This window comes from Propionivibrio sp., from assembly GCF_029255185.1.
Taxonomy (GTDB): Bacteria; Pseudomonadota; Gammaproteobacteria; order Burkholderiales; family Rhodocyclaceae; genus Propionivibrio.
Map to the genome: position 1 here is coordinate 1 of NZ_JAPUVO010000049.1, position 17,903 is coordinate 17,903.

A 17,903-nucleotide genomic window follows, 5' to 3' on the forward strand; every position below is an offset into this window, starting at 1 on the left:
GCCTCGTCCTCAATCTTTTCCGCCTCGATACCTCCAAGAAAAAAGGGGGTATCTATACTCGTCGCATTCTCGCCGCTTCTTCCGATGCTTATCGCGCCAGTCTCCTCGGGTTAAAGGGAATTTGATGCAATTGCCCTGGCTAATCACCCTGAGTGCGATATAGTTATCCCCGGTTCGTTTGCCGTCAGCCAGGCGCGAGTCTGCTACAGTCAATCCGTGACTTCAGAAACTGAAGATTCGATATCATTTTGTCGACATGAATATCCTGTCGATGGTGGACATGTGCATGAACTGGACGCGATTTCGGCGGCGATCACTCAAAACGAAGATTACCTTTGTCACGCTTGGCATCTTCCTGCTAAGCCTGTGGACGCTCTCGTTTTACACCAGTCAAATGTTGTATAAGGACATGCAGCGGCTGTTGGGTGAAGAGCAATTTACGACGATTTCTATGATCGCCGCACTGGTCAACCGCGAACTGGAGGACCGACTCGAAGCACTGAACAAGGTTGCCCGGTCATCAGTGGGGGCCATGCAGTCAGGGCCGGCTGCCATGCAGTCGCTGATCGAGCAAAGACTGGAGTTGCAAACCCTGTTCAACGGCGGAGTTTATGCCACTGGGCTTGACGGCACGGCGATTGCTGATTTCCCCTTGAGCGCTCGACGTCTCGGCGTCAACTATATCGATCGGGATTACATTGCGACCCCGCTGAGCCAGGGGATCTCGATGATCGGTAGGCCGGTCATCGGCAAGCGGGCCTTGGCGCCGGTTTTTGTCATGACGGTGCCGATTAGCGATGCGCAGGGCAAGGTGATCGGCATCCTGGCAGGAGTGACCAGGCTCGACGCGCCCAACTTCCTTGATCATCTCAGCACGGGCCGCTATGGTCTGAGCGGCGGCTATCTGCTGGTCGAGCCACAGGGCGGGATGATTGTCACTGCCTCCGACAAGAATCGCGTCATGGAACCCTTCACTCCACTTGGCATCAACCCGAAAATCGATCGATTCATCGCGGGTCAGGAGGGGACGGATATCATCATCAATTCACAGGGCGTCGAGGTATTAATCTCGGCCAGCAGAATCCCTGTAGCGGGCTGGTTCCTGATGGCCGAATTGCCGACGGCCGAAGCCTTTTCCCCAGTTCGAAAGTTGCAACAGCGCATGCTGTTGGCGACCATCGTCCTCACCGTTCTCGCAGGCTGGCTGATCTGGTGGGCGGTGGCGCGCCAGCTTTCCCCGCTGCTGCTTGCAGCCGATGCACTGTCCGCTTCTGGTCGGATCCCACGGTCCTTATCCACCAATGACGATGAAATCGGCCAACTGATCGGTGGTTTCAACCGCCTGCTGGAAATCCTGAGACACCGCGAGTCAGATTTGCGCGGAAGCGAAGAACGATTTCGAGCATTTGATGAGGCCTCTCGCAGCGCCATATTCATCCATCGGAAAGGAGTAATTCTGGTCTGCAATCAAGCTCTTGCAGAAATTTCTGGTTACGACATCGACGAGCTTGTCGGCATGGATTGCATCTGGCTTATTGCACCTGAGTCACGTGAATTGGTCGCGCAGAATATACGTTCTGGTTTAGAGAAATATTACGATGTCGTTGGCTTATGCAAGGATGGCAGACGCTACCACATCAGCATTCACAGCCGTGATATTTCCTACAAAGGGCACACTGCCCGGGCGGCGGAATTCCTGGATATCACCGAGCGCAAGCAGGCCGAAGAGAAGCTCCGGCTCGCCGCCAACGTCTTCACCCATGCCCGCGAAGGCATCCTGATCACCGACACCGATGGCACCATCATTGAAGTCAATGACTCATTTTCCCGTATCACCGGTTACCCGCGTGATGAGGTGCTCGGCCGGAACCCTCGCCTGCTCAGTTCTGGCCGCCAGGAACCCTCGTTTTATTCGGCACTGTGGCGTGATCTGATCGGAAAAGGCCACTGGTATGGCGAACTCTGGAACCGGCACAAGAGCGGCGAGATATACGCGTCAATGCAGACGATCAGCGTAGTGCGCGATGCCCAAGGGGTGGTCAGGAATTATGTGGCCTTGTTCTCGGACATTACCATGGTCAAGACGCAGCAAAAACAGCTTGAGTATATCGCCCACTATGACGCGCTGACCGCGTTGCCCAACCGGTTGTTGCTGACCGACCGTCTGCACCAGTCCATGGCTCAAGCGCCCCGGCGCGAAACATGTTTGGCCGTGGTTTTTCTTGACCTTGATGGTTTCAAGCAGATCAACGACCGACACGGTCATGCAACCGGCGACCACTTGCTGACCGCCATAGCCGATCGCATGAAGCAGGCGCTGCGCGAAGGCGACACCCTTGCCCGCATGGGTGGTGACGAGTTCGTCGCCGTCCTGACCGACCTCGTCAATGTCACGGCCTGTATACCGACGCTCGATCGTCTGCTCGCTGCGGCGGCGCATCCGGTAACGTTCGGTGAGGTCGTCCTGCAGGTTTCGGCCAGCCTCGGCGTAACGTCGTACCCGCAGGCCGAAGAAGTCGAAGCCGATCAATTGCTACGCCAGGCTGACCAGGCCATGTATCAGGCCAAGCAGTTCGGCAAGAACCGCTACCACTTTTTCGATGCCGAACAGGATCGCAACGTTCGCGGCCATCACGCGAGCCTGGAACACATTCGCCACGCCCTGAGTGAACGCGAATTGGTTCTCTATTACCAGCCCAAGGTGAACATGCAAACGGGGGGAGTGATCGGCGCCGAGGCGCTGCTTCGCTGGCAACACCCGGAACGCGGCCTCTTGCCACCAGCGGTGTTTCTACCAGTGATCGAGGATCATCCGCTGGCCATTGAGGTTGGCGAGTGGGTGATCGATAGCGCGCTGACCCAGATAGCGCTGTGGCATGCCGCCGGACTGGATATCAGGGTGAGCGTCAACGTCGGCGCCCGCCAATTGCAGCACCCAGGCTTCACTCTACGCCTGCGCGAACTGCTGGCCGCCCATCCAGGCATTCGGCCGTTCGACCTCGAACTCGAAGTGTTGGAAACCAGCGCGCTGGACGACCTGAGCCATGTAGCCAGGATCATCGAGGACTGCAATGAAATCGGGGTCAGTTTTTCACTGGATGATTTCGGCACCGGCTATTCTTCCCTGAACTACCTCAAACGCCTGTCGGTCCAGCATATCAAGATCGACAAGAGTTTCGTGCATGACATGCTGAACAACCCAGATGACCTAGCGATTCTCAAGGGCATTCTCGGCTTATCGAGCGCCTTTAATCTCCAGGCGATTGCCGAAGGAGTCGAAACGATTGAGCACGGCACGGTGCTGCTGCAACTGGGCTGTGAACGGGCACAGGGCTATGCTATAGCGTGCCCGATGCCGGCCGCTGAGTTCCAGGGCTGGGCTGCAACTTGGCGCCCCAATGTCGCCTGGAACACTCATCCCCCACTCAGTCACGACGACCTGCCGCAGCTCTGCGCCAGCCAAGACACGCGTTGATCGTGCCAATTCGTGTTCCATCGCCGGCCTTCGTCATCATCCACGGCTGTCCCTATGGAACTCGCTAACTGATCCGGTCAAGCTGGCCACCACGGACTCTTTGCCGCCAACGGATAAACTATCCTTGCTGCCTGATTTTTCGAAGCCGGTGGCCAACGACTCGACCAATCCGCCTTTCAATCCGTCCCTGCGTCATCAGATCGCCAGTGGGGAGCAACACTCTGGCGATCTGGTTTTTAGGCTGAAACGTTCTGCAGCAGCTTCTCGATCCGGTCGATTCGGTCGGCCATCTTGTCGATGGTCGTTTGCTGCCGGTAAATATCCTCTTGAGCACCCACTGAATCACGTCGATTACCCAGTACCACGTTTTCCAGGTGGCTGATACGTGTTTTCACTTCCTTGACCTCAAATTCAATCCGATCCTGACCGGCTCGAATGGCTCTAAGCTGTTCCAGCATCAGGTTTTCAATATTTTCACTCATGGCTTTTTCCCCTTTTGTTACAGTTTATCCGAACATTGGATTCTGCGCGATGTGGTTCGCTCTTCAGCCGCTGCCGTAAGCAGCGGCGCGATCCGGTATAATCGCCGGCCTTCGTCATCATCCACGGCTGTCCCTATGGAACTCGCTAAAAGCTTTGAACCAGAAGATATCGAACGTCGCTGGTACCCCACTTGGGAAGCCCAGGGCTACTTCACCGCTGGCCTTGATACGCAAAACCGCAATGCCTTCTGCCTCCTGCTGCCGCCACCCAACGTCACCGGTACGTTGCACATGGGGCACGGCTTCAACCAGACGATCATGGATGCACTCACCCGCTACCATCGCATGCGCGGCGACAACACGCTGTGGCAGCCGGGCACTGACCACGCCGGCATCGCGACGCAGATCGTCGTTGAACGCCAGCTCGACGCACAGGGAATTTCACGCCACGATCTCGGGCGCGAAAAATTTCTTGAAAAAGTCTGGGAGTGGAAAGAATTCTCGGGCAATACCATCACCCGCCAGATGCGCCGCCTGGGCACCTCACCAGACTGGACGCGTGAGCGCTTCACAATGGATGCCGGCCTCTCGAAAATCGTCACCGAGACCTTCGTTCGCCTACATAAGGAAGGCTTGATCTATCGCGGCAAGCGCCTGGTAAACTGGGACCCGGTACTGCACACGGCGGTTTCCGACCTTGAAGTGGTGAGCGAGGAGGAAGACGGCCTCATGTGGCACATCCGCTACCCCCTGGCTGATGGTTCAGGTAGCCTGACGGTCGCCACCACCCGACCGGAAACCATGCTCGGCGATACCGCCGTGATGGTGCATCCGGACGATCCGCGTTACCAGCACCTGCTCGGCAAGACGGTAAAACTCCCGCTCTGTGACCGGGAAATCCCGATCATCGCCGATGCTTACGTCGACCTCGCCTTCGGTACCGGCTGCGTCAAGGTCACCCCGGCGCACGACTTCAACGACTACGCCGTAGGCCAACGCCATAAGCTGCCAATCATCGCTATTCTGACGCTCGACGCCAAAATCAACGACAACGCACCGACCCGCTACCAGGGCATGGATCGCTTCGACGCGCGCCAACAAATTGTCGCCGACCTCGAAGCGCAGGGCTTCCTTGAGAAGGTCGACAAGCACACCCTGAAGGTGCCGCGCGGCGACCGCACAGGCGTCGTTATTGAACCAATGCTCACTGACCAGTGGTTCGTAGCCATGACCAAACCCGGCGCAGATGGCACCAGCATTGCTGGCAAGGCGCTTGACTGCGTGGCCTCGGGCGAGATCAAGTTCGTCCCGGAAAACTGGGTCAACACCTACAACCAGTGGCTCAACAACATCCAGGACTGGTGCATCTCGCGCCAGTTGTGGTGGGGCCACCAGATTCCGGCGTGGTACGGCGACGGTGGCGAAATCTTCGTCGCCCACGACGAAGTCGAGGCCAGGACCCAGGCTGAAAGCGCAGGCTACAGCGGCGCCCTCGCCCGCGATCCGGACGTACTCGACACCTGGTACTCCTCGGCCCTGTGGCCCTTCTCGACGCTCGACTGGACGCCCGAGTGGCCGCAGCAATCCAATCCGGCGATCGATCTCTATCTGCCGTCGACGGTACTCGTCACCGGCTTCGACATCATTTTCTTCTGGGTTGCCCGGATGGTTATGATGACCAAGCACATCACCGGCAAAATTCCGTTCAAGCACGTATACGTGCACGGCCTGATTCGTGACGCGGAAGGCCAAAAAATGAGCAAATCCAAAGGCAACGTGCTCGACCCGATCGACCTGATCGATGGTATCGACCTTGAATCACTGATCAAGAAACGCACCACCGGCCTGATGAATCCAAACGATGCGCCGAAGATCGAAAAGCGCACGCGCAAGGAATTCCCGGAGGGCATTCAGGCTTTTGGCACCGACGCCCTGCGTTTCACCTTTCTCTCGTTAGCCAGCCCCGGTCGCGACATCAAGTTCGATCTGCACCGCTGCGAGGGCTACCGCAACTTCTGCAACAAACTATGGAACGCCACCCGTTTCGTGCTGATGAATACCGACGGCCATGATCTTGGCATAGACGCCGGCACGTCCGAACCAGGCTTTTCGTTCGCCGACCGCTGGATCGTCAGCGAGCTGCAACGCAGCGAAGCCGAAATCGCCAAGCACTTTGCCGACTACCGCTTTGATCTGCTGGCGCGCGAAATCTACGAATTCGTCTGGGATGAATTCTGCGACTGGTATCTGGAGTTGGCCAAGGTGCAGATGCAAAATGGCACGGAGCAGGAAGCTCGCGCCACCCGCTGCACGCTGATTCGTGTTCTGGAAACCGTACTACGCCTGGCGCACCCGCTGATTCCCTTCATCAGCGAAGAACTATGGCAAACCGTCGCCCCGCTTGCTGGCAAAAAGACGCATGACTCGGTAATGCAAGCGGCTTATCCGCAGGCACAACCCGAGAAAATCGACGAAGCCAGCGAAGCTTGTGTTCAGCAACTCAAGGATCTGGCCTACGCCTGCCGTAACCTGCGCGGCGAAATGAGCCTCTCGCCAGCGCTCAGGGTCCCGCTGATCGCCAGCGGCAACACCGAATCACTGACCCGCTTCGCGCCCTACATCAAGGCATTGGCCAAGCTTTCCGACATGCAGATCGTCGACACCCTGCCGGATGACGCCAACGCACCAAGCGCTGTAGTTGGCGAAACGCGACTAATGTTCAGGATCGAAGTTGATGTTGCCGCCGAAACCGAGCGCCTGACCAGGGAAATCAACCGGCTCGAAGGCGAGATCGTCAAAGCGCAGGCCAAGCTTTGCAACGAGAGCTTCGTCGCCCGCGCCCCGGCACCGGTTGTCGATCAGGAAAGAAAGCGCCTTGCTGACTTTGCCGACACGGTCGACAAGCTCAAGCCACAACTTGAGCGACTGAAACACGGCTAAGGACGAGTGCGATGACCTCATCGTCATTTTTCGTTGAAGAAACCCGATTCGGCAACTGGTTTCTGAAGTCTGACACATGGAAAATCCACGTCCTCTGCCGGGCGCTGGACGATCTTCAGCGCCTGATGCCGTCAGGAAACCGTCGTTATCGGCGGGTGCTTGATGTGGGCTGTGGTTTTGGCCACTCTTTTGCCCAATTGGCCAAGCGTTTTTCGCCCGATACCATTATCGGTCTGGATGCCGATCCGGGTCTGATCGAGCGCGCCGGCGCAGCCGCAACCGAATGTTCAAGCGCGGTTCGTTTGCACTCGGCTAACGCTTCCTGCATGGAACTGCCTGATGCGGAGTTCGACTTGGTGTTTTGTCATCAGACATTTCACCACATCATCGAGCAGGACGCCGCGATGGCAGAGTTCTTCCGTATTCTCAAGCCGGGCGGCATTTTGCTGTTTGCCGAATCAACACGACGCTATATCCACTCACTGCCGATCAGACTGTTATTTCGCCATCCGATGGAAGTACAGAAAACGGCTGAAGAGTATCTTGCCATCATTCGCAGCGCCGGATTTGATTTGCCTGACGAGAGGCTTTCAATGCCATATCTGTGGTGGAGCCGCCCGGATCTTGGTTTTCTGGAATGGATAGGCATCCCGGTTCCACAAAACCGGGAAGAGACCCTGCTCAATGCTGTAGCGGTCAAACCTGCTGGCGGCGCACAATCACGGCCGTAAAACGCACTTTGTGCAGATATTCTAAAAGCATGGGGGTTAAAGCGTGAAACTTAGCACAATGTCGGCAGACGCCCGCACTCCATCGGAGTTCGAGAAACAGGGTTCCTGTGCGGTCTGTGGCCAGAGCGGTCCTGCGTTGGAGACGACTCTCGTGCGCTCGAACATTCGGCGCTATCGAGAACAGAAATTTTTGGTGTGGCGCTGTGGTCATTGCCGATCGCTGCATACAGGGCAGGTGGAGAACCTGGCTGATTATTACCAAGACTATCCGATGCACCATGCCAGGCTCGATTATTTCAGCCGAGCCTGGTACCGGATCTTTCTTGAGCGCCTCGTTCGCGCGGGATTGAGAAAAGCATGCCGCATTCTCGACTACGGCTGTGGCAATGGGCATTTTTTGGAGTTTCTCAAAGAGCGTGGCTACACCCAGATCGTCGGCTACGACCCGTATGCGATGCGATTTAATGATCCGGGTGTTCTCCAGGAGAAATACGACTGGGTGATTGCCATCGATGTCATCGAGCATGTTGAAGAGCCGAGGGCGTTTATCGGTCTCATGCTGAACTTTTTAAATCCTGCTGGCCGTTTGTGCATTCAAACACCAAATGCCGACGGCATTATCCTGGAGAGTGCCGAGGATTTCATTCACGAACTTCATGTGCCCTATCATCGACATATTCTGAGCCGACAGGGGCTGGTGGATCTTGGCCGGAAAGAAGGTCTGGAACCCGTCGCGTTCTACGCCAGGTATTTTGTTGATTCCTGGCAGCCTGGGACGTCCTGGTCATTCATCGAAGCTTTTGTGCGGTTCAGGGGTAACGATTTCGATGCGTTGTTTGAACCGCCTCCCGCCAGTCTTTTCCTGAAGCATCCATCGCTGATCCTGGAATTTTTCTTCGGCTACTTTCTTGCCCCAAAGAAAGAAAGTCAGATGATGATGATTCTTGCGCCTTTGCCGATTCGAGGCGCATGACAAATGCCACGGAGATGTCGTTGATGACTGATATTATTTCGCTCGCCAGACGACTTAGCCAGGCATCTTCTTACGCGCTGCGCATTGAACCGTTGGCCCACCGTATCCCCGATCTTATGGAAAGTAACGATCAGTTACGCCCACTCTGGGATACTTGGCGCCAGCAGGCAGCCCCGAATGTGGCGGTTGAGAAAGTCTTTACCAAAGAGCAGCTACGCATTTTACGAAGTTTTTTTGAACACCTTTATTTTGCCAGTGATGCATTTGCGCGATCAGTTGGGAAACGACCATGACACTGCGCGCTAAATTCTGCGTCATCGGAACTGGAGCCGGAGGCGGCATGCTCGCCTATCGCCTGGCCATGGCTGGTGAACATGTCCTGGTCATCAATTCGGGGTCGCTTCCAGAACAATCTGAATTCCAGAACGAAATGAGTCCCGAACAGCAGGGTCATTTCGGAATTCGTCAGAACACGCGATTTCCGGCAAAAGCCGAGATTTCACTGACGCATCCACTCGTCGCGAATACCGCAGACAAGAGCTCAACCCCGGCCGGGCGGGGAGAATTTGACCATTGCCAGATTCATCATGTGAACGGTTTGCAAAATCTTTGGAACGGTGTTTGTCTTCGATATTCAGAAGACGACTTCGCCAACCGCAACTCGTACAACAAAGAATGCGAATGGCCTATTGCCTACACCGACCTGGCGCCCCACTATGCTGCAGTTGAGACGCTTGCGCACGTGATCGGCGAACATGATCGTCTGAATCAATTTCCGGACGGTTCGTTCCTTCCACCCCGAGGCCAACGGTATCCTGATCGCGTTTTCCTCGATGGCAACGCAAAGTTATTCGGGCCGGATCTATTCTGTCTCGCGACCCGAAAAGCTGTCGACTTGCGTGCGGAGTCTGCGCAGCAATGCGTTTCGTGCGGAAGTTGCAATCGGGGCTGCCGATCTGGGAGCGTCTATAAGTTCTCAACGCATTTGTTGCCGCAGATCCAAAACCGGCAGAATTTTCGTCTGCTCAACCATGCCCGAGTTACGAAAATTGCTCACAGCGCCGTTAGTGACGATTCCGGAAGTTTCTCCGTTTCGGAAATCGTCGCAATCGACGAGCAGAGCGGCGATGTCATCAGCATTCAAGCAGACGTTGTTATTTTGTGTACAGGGGCGATCGAATCGCCGAGGATTATACTGAATTCTCTCTCCCCTGAGAGGACCGAGCAGGTTGGCCTCTACCTCCAAGATAGTCCGCGCACCGCCGTAGCAACGAGCCTTTTTCGCCTGTGGTTCAAGCCCTTGACTGCGGATAAAGGGTATGGTGACCATGTCATGCTTGGTGGTCACATCAACGCTCAAGGCCGCCCCGTTCAATTCGTTGGGCAGTTTTATTGGTCCACCTACGCGCAGATTCCATACTATTTGACTGAACTACAGTCCATGCCGCACTTCCTTCGCGAAACTATTGCCCGGCAAATCTATAAAAGCACGGTGGCCTTGATGTTCTTTGCCCCGGCCATACCCCGGCGCGAAAACCGAGTCGTCTTAGCCAAAAGCGTTGATCGCTTTGCCCAGCGCCTCGTGCAAATTCAATACGAGATGGCGGAAAGAGAGATCGAATACACCTTGATGCTGGCCGCACTGGCGCGCAAGATGCTGAGGAATGCAAGCGGTTACGTAGCCAATTTGATTCCGTCACCGCCAGGAACCGGGGTGCATTACGTAGGCACCTGCCGCATGGCGCCAAACGCGGACCGAGGCGTGGTGGACAAAAACTTAAAGGTCTTTGGCGCCACGAATCTTTATGTTTGCGACGGCAGTGTAGTCCCAGCTCTCAATGAAAAGCACCCCTCCTTGACCATCATGGCGCTGGCCCATCGTTTGGGTGAGCACTTGGTCGAGACATATCGCTGAAGCAATAATCCTAAGCCGGACGAGCCGTAACCAAACAGGCAAAAACCAGCCTCGGCCATGCGAAGAAATAATGGACATCCCGCCGATTTACGTCCCTGCATAACCTTTCATATAAATTTACTGAATGAGCTCTGAAAGCAGGCTGCTCGCCGTTTCTTCCCAGCGTGCATAGCTGTCTGAGGCGTCCCCTCTCGGCGTATTTAGATGAGGTCACTGGCGCTGCGCGGCCTCATCGCGCAGCGTCCGGTTGACTGCCGGGTTGGGCACTGACCTTGCTGACCAGTGGAAACTGCTCGGGATGACGAATAGATTCAACAGCCAAGTCGACATCCAACTCGGGCCAGTAGAGGTGACTGTAAGAAGGAAGCTCTACATGCAATATTTTTCCAACCGCAACGTCTCTAAACCAGGGGAACTCAGCAAACGGAAGAAAAAGTTCCTCATCTTCCAACAACAGCCAAAAGCCGTGCTGGGAGATGTTGGTAACTTCAACGCAGAATTTGGCCTCGCCATTTTGGGTTTGAACATGCACGTACATTCTCGTTTCCTCGCGCGAGAAGAAATAGAAACGGAAGCCGCCTTCACGAAAAACGGTTGGACTCATGGGCAAAATAATACGCGCTAAGTCTCATCAAGGAAACGACTCGGTGCCCAACATTCAAAGGTCAGGGGCGCTGCGCGGTTTTATCGCGCAGCGTCCGTGTGGACTGCCGGGTTGGGCGTCATGCCGCCTTCTGCCGCACAAGCTTCACTTGAAGCTCACAGCCAACAGCTTGCGCGTAGCGTTTGAGCGTTGCGAGCGACGGGGCATGCTTTCCAGCAGACTCGAGCCTCGAAACCGCACTCTTGGTTGTTCCCATCCGTTCCGCAACGGCGTCTTGCGTCAGGCCGGCACGAGACCGCGCCTTGAGCATTTGGCCGGCAACCTGGTACTCAAGGGCAAGGGCGTCATAGGCTTCGATGAACCCCTTGCGGGTTGCTGCCTTAGCCAGGAATTCCTTGTGCGAATGGCGGACGGGCTTGAACTTCAGTTCAGCCATTTGAAACCTCCTTCATGCGCTTTCGCGCCAACTTCAGTTCTCGGTCGGGTGTTTCCTGAGACTTCTTGATGAAGGCATGCAGGACGACAACCCGTTTGCCAACGAGAAAACAGTAAAACGCTCTACCAATGCCGGAACGACCACGAGGCCGAAGCTCAAACAGCCCGTCACCGAAAGCACGCGAGTGCGGAAGCCTGAGACTCGGTCCATGTTCAAAAAGCAGTTCGACCAAGCGTACGTAGTCGGCGAGGACATCCACGGGCCACGATTCAATGTCGTGTAGCACCCGCTCGTGGAAGTACTCGATCTCGAAGGACATGGACACATGTTAGCAAATACGCGAACATGAATCAATGCGTGCCACCCCAAAAGTATCACGAGAGCATCTTCTGTCGCTGATCGCACAGCTGTCGCCTTGAACATCAACTTGCCGTGGCTAGATGGCGTGGTGCGCGCCAAGACGCCGCAGCGTTTGCCAGTGGTGTTGACGCGGCAAGAGGTGGCGGCTGTGCTGGAGCGTATGAGCGGTGTGCCCTTGCTTGCCCAGTTGCTGTATGGCACGGGCATGAGGGGATAAGGATCCAATGGCAATGACAGGGAACTGGGCTCCACAAGGTGCCAACGGCAAAGGCCGCCTGAGTCAACTCGACGAACGTACTGCTGGCATCGTGACCAGCACCCTCCACTACGCCTACGACTCCCGCAGCCGACTGACCGGCGCCACCCACGGCGTCATCCAGACCGAATGCCTGTGGCTTGAGGACACCCCGCTGGTGGTGCTGCAATGAGGGCTGGGGCGATGAACCGCAGCGTGCGCAAATTCGCCACGCCCTGTTGTGGCAACGACTCAAGCCTTGCAAGACGTTTGTCGTTCAATACCCCATAGCTGCACCGGCGGGCCGACGCCCATCGTTGGCGCCGTAATAAAACCCGGGACGAACCCTGCCCGACACGCTGCCATCGTTCCCGGAGCTGGCGGCAAGCACGCCGGCCGCGCCGGGAACGCCGATCATGATCAGTTCGGCGGCGCCCCAGGGCGTTTGTTCGGTCATCTTGTAACCCATGTCGCGCAGGATCTTCAGGGTATCTGCCGAGAGGCCGCGGGTTTCGTAATACACCTCGTCCGGCAGCCATTGCTGATGCACACGCGGGGCATCGACCGCTTCCTGAGGCGTCATGCCATGATCGATCACGTTCAAGGCCGTTTCCAGGGTAATGGTGATGATGCGTGATCCGCCAGGGGAGCCGAGCACCATGAAGATCTTGCCATCTCGGGTTATCAGGGTCGGCGACATCGACGACAGGGGTTGTTTGCCCGGGGCGATGGAATTGGTGGCACCTTGCACCAGACCGTACAGATTTTTCACGCCAAGCTTGACGGTAAAATCGTCCATCTCGTTGTTGAGGAAGAAGCCGGTGCCCGGAGCGATTACTACGGCGCCGAAGCGGCCGTTGATGGTGTAGGTGGTGGACACCGCGTTGCCGAATTTGTCGACGATCGAGTAGTGTGTGGTTTCAGGCTTCTCGTGCGGCGCCATGCCGGGCTGCACATCAGCCGAGGGGGTGGCCCGGTCAGCGCTGATCTTCTCGCGAATGGACGCGGCGTAGGATTTGGAGAGCAGCCGCTCAAGCGGATTGCTGACAAATTCCGGATCGCCAAGAAAGGTGTTGCGGTCCATGAAAGCGTGGCGCATGGCTTCGGCCATCAGGTGAATCGAAGCGGCCGAGTTGAAACCGAGCGCCTTCATGTCATACCCCTCAAGCGTGTTGAGGATCTGGCACAGGGTGGCGCCGCCCGAGCTTGGTGGCGGCGCCGACAGAAAGACGTAGCCGCGATAATCGCAGCGCACCGGAGTCGTCTCGCTGATCCGGTAGTCGGCAAAATCGGCAGCGTTTATGATTCCGCCGCCGTTCTTGGCGGCGCTCTCGACGGCGACCGGAATTGTGCCTTTGTAGAAGGCATCCGGGCCATTGCGCGAGATTGCGGCGAGTGTTCTGGCGAGATCCTTCTGCACCAGCCGATCACCCGGCTGTAGGGGTGAGCCGTCGCGGCGCAGGAAGATTCGGGCGGCTTCGGGATCATTTTTGAAAAGCGCGATGCTCGTGTCGAGAATGTCAGTGTCACCCCGATTCAGAATGAAACCTTCGCGTGCCAGTTTGATCGCCGGTCTCATGACTTGCGCTCGGGTCAGCTTGCCGTATCGACGCTGCGCGGTGTCAAGCCCGAGTACCGTGCCCGGCACGCCGACAGCCAAATAGCCGTGCAGGCTGGAATTTTTGATGACGTTACCCGAGGCATCGAGGTACATCGTGGCGCTGGCGGCAGCCGGTGCTTTTTCACGAAAGTTGATGAAGGTGTCACGGCCATCGGCGAGATGGATGGTCATGAACCCACCGCCGCCAATATTGCCGCAGCACGGATTGACAACAGCCTGGGCATAACCGACAGCGACCGCCGCGTCGACGGCATTCCCCCCCATTTTCAGGATGTCCACACCGACCTTTGACGCCAAGTGCTGCGAGCTCACGACCATCGCGTTGCTGGCCTCAACCGCCGGTAGCGATGCGGCGTGCAGATTACCGATCAAGGACAGCATGAGCGCTGACAGGGCAAGACGCTGCATACAGTTGTTTTGGGTCATGCGCTTCTCCTTGTCATTTAAAAGATGGAGTGCCGGCATATAGATTGATCCGATGGCGGCCACCGGGAAGATGGTCCGCGAGCAGTAAGCATAGCGTATTGCGAATGACCGGAACTGAATGCTTATAGGACCGTCTACCTTCAGTATGGTGTTCACTGTCGGTGAGTACCCCGTTCAGCGTTTATTGAGCGCTGAGACCAGGATGCAGGATCCGTAAGATGGGAGCGAAGCTGATGCGCAAACAACTCGCCGCGATACTTCCCAGCCACGACGTGCTCTCGTGCCTTGCACGTGACAACCCCCAGTCATTCGAAGCCTTGCGGCTCGAACTGATCGAGAGCCACATCAATAACTTGCCGGAAACGGTCCGGCGTCGTTTGCGCCAGCTCCAGTTTCGCATCGACGGTATCCGGCGGCGATCGCGTGCGCCATTGGGTGCGACCATTAAAATCCATGCTCTGATGTGGGATAGTTTCCATCAGATGAATGATGGCTTGCAAGACTTCCTTGCGCAGACCCCCAGTCTCCCTCTCCCGTCTCCCGAAACCCTGAATGCCCTGAACGCTTCGTCGGGGCACAGCGCACAGATTATCCAGTTTCAATCGCGCCTGACTAAAGTCCATCCCCCTGGCCGATCCTGAGCATCCGTGGCCTTGCTCAGATAGGCATCCAGGGTAAATTTGTTCTATCGCTAACCCATTGATTTACTGTCATTCCTGACTCTGCACTTCCTGCGGTCGTCTGCGCCGGAATAACGATGGATGGTTAGAACAAATTAATCCTGCCTGCCGTGCTTGTCGCGCCGGCAAGCTGGCTGGATTAGTCATTTACTGGCAAAGGAACGTGTATGCAAATGTCAAACATCCCCTTCGGCACCACCGACTGGTCGCAGATTGTGCCAACCGAGCACCAAGGTGCGACCGGGATGGCCTACTGGAGAACCCTGAATTTTGGCGACATCCGGGTGCGCATGGTCGAGTACACACCGGGTTATCTTGCTGACCACTGGTGCGTCAAAGGCCACATCCTGCTGTGCCTTGAAGGTGAGTTGCACACCGAACTTGAAGACGGCCGACTGTTTACACTCAAACCGGGAATGAGCTATCAGGTCGCGGACAACGCAGAACCTCATCGCTCCCGCACAACAACGGGAGCCCGACTATTCATTATTGATTGAGTCCAGCCTCCGATAGCCACGCCAGCGAGTGAGCTGACTATTCCGTCGGACTGAGTATCCAGGCCGCGACGAGGTCAACGGCTTCGTTCTGCATGCCGACGAAGCCGTGGTGGTGCAGCGGTGTGCAGGGGTCGCCCGTTGCGCCCTGGCCGCCGCTGACGAAGATGGTCTTCCTGATCGGCGCGTTTTTCAGCCGGCCCGCCATGTTTTTAACCTCGTGCGGACGGCAGGCCCAGCAGGCGTCGTCCTGGTGATGCAAGACCAGCGTCGGCACGCGGATTTTTTCGAGCTCCTGCGTCGCTACCGCTCCAGAAACCCTGTAGGCCACGATCGAGGAGGTCAGCACGACGCCGGCAATGAGGTTCTCCTGATCCCGAATGGCGGCGGCAGCGGCCGAAATCGTCCCCATGCTGGTGCCGACCACCCAGATCGGTGCCGGGGATTTAAGCTTGATGGCCTTGAAAGTTGCCACATTGTCGGCAGCGTGCTTGTCGTCTGTGCGCACGCCGCCGAGAGCAAGGTCGATGCCGTCGCTCGGGCGACCGACCATGACGACGTTGAACGGGTGGCTGGCCCAGTGCTTGCCGGTGCGAATCAGGAAGTTGCCACCGTTCGGCCAACCATCTTCCGCGATCATGCCGTACCCCCCGGCGCCGCCCGAAAAGAGGACTACAGTGGCAAGCGCCACATCGTTCCAATAGGCATAAATCGGCACGCTCACACCGTCGCGGGTGGCGACCCGCTGCACCTCGCCGACCTTGACCTGTTGAGCATTGAGTCCACCGCAGCAGACTAGGGTAAACAGCAGGATCAGGATTCGCCGCATGACTTCGTTCACTCGTCGGCGTCGAGCAAGTCCAGCACCTTCTCCGGCGGACGACCGATTACTGCCTTTTCGCCGCGTACCACGATCGGCCGCTCGATCAGGATCGGATGGGCGACCAGCGCATCCAACCAGCCATCGTCGCTCAGCACCTTGCCGGCATAGTGCGCCGCAAACGCCTCCTCGCCACGGCGAACGAGCTCTGCCGGCTTCATGCCGAGTTTCTTGAGCAGGCCCCGCAGTTCCTCCCTGCTCGGCGGTGTAGCCTGATAGTCGATCACCTCGGCGTTAATGCCGCGTGCGACAATCAGCTCGCAGGCTGAACGGCTCTTCGAACAGCGGGGATTGTGGTAGATCACGACACTATTCTTACGCATGGCACCATGCTCCGAGATCATATCTCCTTCGTCGCAATAATGGCGGTGTGGCCGCGGGGAAGGCGGACCCGGCGCACCTCCGTGAACCCCGCTTCGCGGCACAGGCCCTCATATTCTTCCTCGGAATAGATCATCCCGGTGCCGGTGGCCAGGCCAAGGAAATACGGCGATCCCATGGCGGCGGCCAAAGGTCCATCCTGGGTGTCTCGCTCCATGATATCGAAAACAATTGCGCGGCCCCCGACGGGAAGCTTGTCGTGTGCCTTCTTGAGAAGCTTCAGGTTTTCCGCCTTGGACCAGATGCAGAGCAGGTGGCAGAACATAAAGACATCCGCCCCTTCCGGAAACTCATCCTGAAGCATATTGCCTTCGATCGCCTCCAATTTGGCCGAAGGATTATCGCTCTGGAAATGCGCCCGCGCCCTTTCGCAGACGCTGGGGAGGTCGAAGACCCGTCCCTCCAGATGAGGGTGCCGCTGGAGGATGGCCAGAAGGTTGGTCCCGTTGCCACCTCCGACATCAACCACTCGATGCGCGTCTGAGAAATCGACATAGCGCGCTAAAAGATCGTTGGCTTGGACAGAAATCTCCTGCATGGAGTCCTGAAATATTTTTTCCAGACGGGGATGAGCGGAAATTCGTTCGTACAGCGTCTCCCCTTGTCCCGGAATCTCCTCTAATCCGCAGTTCCTGTATTCCCGGATCGATTCCAGCAGCCGGGCCATCGGCCTGTAGACAATGTGTTTCTGCCACATAATCGCGGCTTTCATCTTCTTTGGGCCTTCACCCGCAAAAGCGATGCGCGACATTATCGTGTTGGCATAACGCCCCCTGCGCTTCTTTACGACACCCGAGGCCAGAAGGCCCTGCAGCAGAACCCGGCAAGGCTGTTCCTCCAACCCCAGACGCAGAGCAAGCTGGGGCAAGGTCTGCGCCCCTTCGCGGTCGAGGATCGTAAAGAGATCCAACTCCACTGCGGCAGCCAGCGATTGGAAAAGAATGTGTCCCGCGGCGACCTGGTAGAACTGTTTAATTGATGAGCGAAGGATCAAGCCGTCCACAATGTGAACGCGCCACAGTCGTTCCAGAAAGCAAAAGAAGCGGAAGAAGGCCTTGTTCATGGTGGTTTCTCCTTTGATCGATCAACAGTGTTATGCGCGACACCGATACACCGACGCATTGTACATCTAGTCTTACTGTGTTAAGTTATCTCAAATCCTGCCGATAAGGAGGTATTCCATGTTGGCAGGAGGAAGTAATGGGAAACGAGGCCGAGTTTGAGCGCTATCTTGAGCATCTGTGCGAGGTGTTGGGCCGTGCTGAGCGGA

General features: G+C 56.8%; 18 protein-coding genes and 1 pseudogene. 11 read left to right on the forward strand and 8 right to left on the reverse strand.

The window, feature by feature from the left end:
- Positions 1-125 (forward strand): annotated as a pseudogene (locus Q1J43_RS01225) (ISAs1 family transposase); the annotation flags it as partial.
- 161 nt (positions 126-286) lie between these two features.
- Positions 287-3,475 (forward strand): EAL domain-containing protein, encoded by a 3,189-nt coding sequence (locus Q1J43_RS01230; protein ID WP_301100468.1) that lies wholly within the window; start codon positions 287-289, stop codon positions 3,473-3,475.
- 236 nt (positions 3,476-3,711) lie between these two features.
- Here Q1J43_RS01230 and Q1J43_RS01235 read toward each other — a convergent pair whose 3' ends face one another.
- Positions 3,712-3,957: a hypothetical protein gene (locus Q1J43_RS01235; RefSeq protein ID WP_301100469.1), complete on the reverse strand. Its 246-nt coding sequence runs from the start codon at positions 3,955-3,957 to the stop codon at positions 3,712-3,714.
- A 135-nt stretch (positions 3,958-4,092) separates the two neighbouring features.
- Between Q1J43_RS01235 and Q1J43_RS01240 the strand changes: the two genes are divergently transcribed.
- The 5 genes from Q1J43_RS01240 to Q1J43_RS01260 all read left to right on the forward strand — a co-directional run bounded on the left by Q1J43_RS01240 (position 4,093) and on the right by Q1J43_RS01260 (position 10,516).
- The gene (locus Q1J43_RS01240; protein ID WP_301100470.1) at positions 4,093-6,897 is read left to right on the forward strand and encodes a valine--tRNA ligase; all 2,805 of its coding nucleotides are present in this window, start codon (positions 4,093-4,095) and stop codon (positions 6,895-6,897) included.
- An 11-nt stretch (positions 6,898-6,908) separates the two neighbouring features.
- Complete coding sequence (locus Q1J43_RS01245; RefSeq protein ID WP_301100471.1) at positions 6,909-7,628, forward strand: class I SAM-dependent methyltransferase; 720 nt, start codon at positions 6,909-6,911, stop codon at positions 7,626-7,628.
- A gap of 151 nt (positions 7,629-7,779) precedes the next feature.
- Positions 7,780-8,601: a class I SAM-dependent methyltransferase gene (locus Q1J43_RS01250; protein WP_301100472.1), complete on the forward strand. Its 822-nt coding sequence runs from the start codon at positions 7,780-7,782 to the stop codon at positions 8,599-8,601.
- A gap of 23 nt (positions 8,602-8,624) precedes the next feature.
- The gene (locus Q1J43_RS01255; RefSeq protein ID WP_301100473.1) at positions 8,625-8,894 is read left to right on the forward strand and encodes a hypothetical protein; all 270 of its coding nucleotides are present in this window, start codon (positions 8,625-8,627) and stop codon (positions 8,892-8,894) included.
- Positions 8,891-10,516, forward strand: coding sequence for a GMC family oxidoreductase (locus tag Q1J43_RS01260; RefSeq protein ID WP_301100474.1), 1,626 nt, complete (start codon positions 8,891-8,893; stop codon positions 10,514-10,516). The genes Q1J43_RS01255 and Q1J43_RS01260 overlap by 4 nt, the downstream gene beginning before the upstream one ends.
- A gap of 229 nt (positions 10,517-10,745) precedes the next feature.
- Here Q1J43_RS01260 and Q1J43_RS01265 read toward each other — a convergent pair whose 3' ends face one another.
- The 3 genes from Q1J43_RS01265 to Q1J43_RS01275 form a co-directional block, all read right to left on the reverse strand.
- Positions 10,746-11,120, reverse strand: a complete 375-nt coding sequence (locus tag Q1J43_RS01265; RefSeq protein ID WP_301100475.1) for a DUF2442 domain-containing protein — start codon at positions 11,118-11,120, stop codon at positions 10,746-10,748.
- Positions 11,121-11,238: 118 nt separating this feature from the next.
- Complete coding sequence (locus Q1J43_RS01270; RefSeq protein WP_301100476.1) at positions 11,239-11,556, reverse strand: helix-turn-helix transcriptional regulator; 318 nt, start codon at positions 11,554-11,556, stop codon at positions 11,239-11,241.
- Positions 11,549-11,875 carry a type II toxin-antitoxin system RelE/ParE family toxin gene (locus tag Q1J43_RS01275; RefSeq protein WP_301100477.1) on the reverse strand — a complete coding sequence of 109 codons (327 nt, stop codon included), beginning with the start codon at positions 11,873-11,875 and terminating at the stop codon, positions 11,549-11,551. The genes Q1J43_RS01270 and Q1J43_RS01275 overlap by 8 nt, the downstream gene beginning before the upstream one ends.
- A 96-nt stretch (positions 11,876-11,971) precedes the next feature.
- Between Q1J43_RS01275 and Q1J43_RS01280 the strand changes: the two genes are divergently transcribed.
- Together Q1J43_RS01280 and Q1J43_RS01285 are read left to right on the forward strand one after the other, a co-directional pair.
- Positions 11,972-12,133, forward strand: a complete 162-nt coding sequence (locus Q1J43_RS01280) for a hypothetical protein (RefSeq protein ID WP_301100478.1) — start codon at positions 11,972-11,974, stop codon at positions 12,131-12,133.
- Positions 12,134-12,146: 13 nt separating this feature from the next.
- Complete coding sequence (locus Q1J43_RS01285) at positions 12,147-12,344, forward strand: hypothetical protein (RefSeq protein WP_301100479.1); 198 nt, start codon at positions 12,147-12,149, stop codon at positions 12,342-12,344.
- Between the two features lie 84 nt (positions 12,345-12,428).
- On the opposite strand, the gene ggt is transcribed toward Q1J43_RS01285, so the two are convergent.
- Positions 12,429-14,198, reverse strand: coding sequence for a gamma-glutamyltransferase (gene ggt / locus Q1J43_RS01290; protein WP_301100480.1), 1,770 nt, complete (start codon positions 14,196-14,198; stop codon positions 12,429-12,431).
- A gap of 233 nt (positions 14,199-14,431) precedes the next feature.
- Here ggt and Q1J43_RS15840 point away from each other — a divergent pair, with 233 nt between their 5' ends.
- On the forward strand, positions 14,432-14,839 hold the full coding sequence (locus Q1J43_RS15840) for a DUF3135 domain-containing protein (protein WP_366141817.1): 408 nt from the start codon (positions 14,432-14,434) through the stop codon (positions 14,837-14,839).
- Between the two features lie 206 nt (positions 14,840-15,045).
- Positions 15,046-15,375 carry a DHCW motif cupin fold protein gene (locus Q1J43_RS01300; protein ID WP_301100482.1) on the forward strand — a complete coding sequence of 110 codons (330 nt, stop codon included), beginning with the start codon at positions 15,046-15,048 and terminating at the stop codon, positions 15,373-15,375.
- Between the two features lie 37 nt (positions 15,376-15,412).
- On the opposite strand, the gene Q1J43_RS01305 is transcribed toward Q1J43_RS01300, so the two are convergent.
- From Q1J43_RS01305 to Q1J43_RS01315, 3 genes are read right to left on the reverse strand one after another with little or no spacing between them, the layout of a single operon-like run.
- Entirely contained in the window at positions 15,413-16,201 is a 789-nt protein-coding gene (locus Q1J43_RS01305; RefSeq protein WP_301100483.1) for a hypothetical protein, read from the reverse strand.
- Between the two features lie 8 nt (positions 16,202-16,209).
- Positions 16,210-16,575 carry an arsenate reductase (glutaredoxin) gene (gene arsC / locus Q1J43_RS01310; RefSeq protein WP_301100484.1) on the reverse strand — a complete coding sequence of 122 codons (366 nt, stop codon included), beginning with the start codon at positions 16,573-16,575 and terminating at the stop codon, positions 16,210-16,212.
- Positions 16,576-16,592: 17 nt separating this feature from the next.
- Positions 16,593-17,696, reverse strand: a complete 1,104-nt coding sequence (locus tag Q1J43_RS01315) for a methyltransferase (RefSeq protein WP_301100485.1) — start codon at positions 17,694-17,696, stop codon at positions 16,593-16,595.
- Positions 17,697-17,903 lie beyond the last annotated feature (207 nt).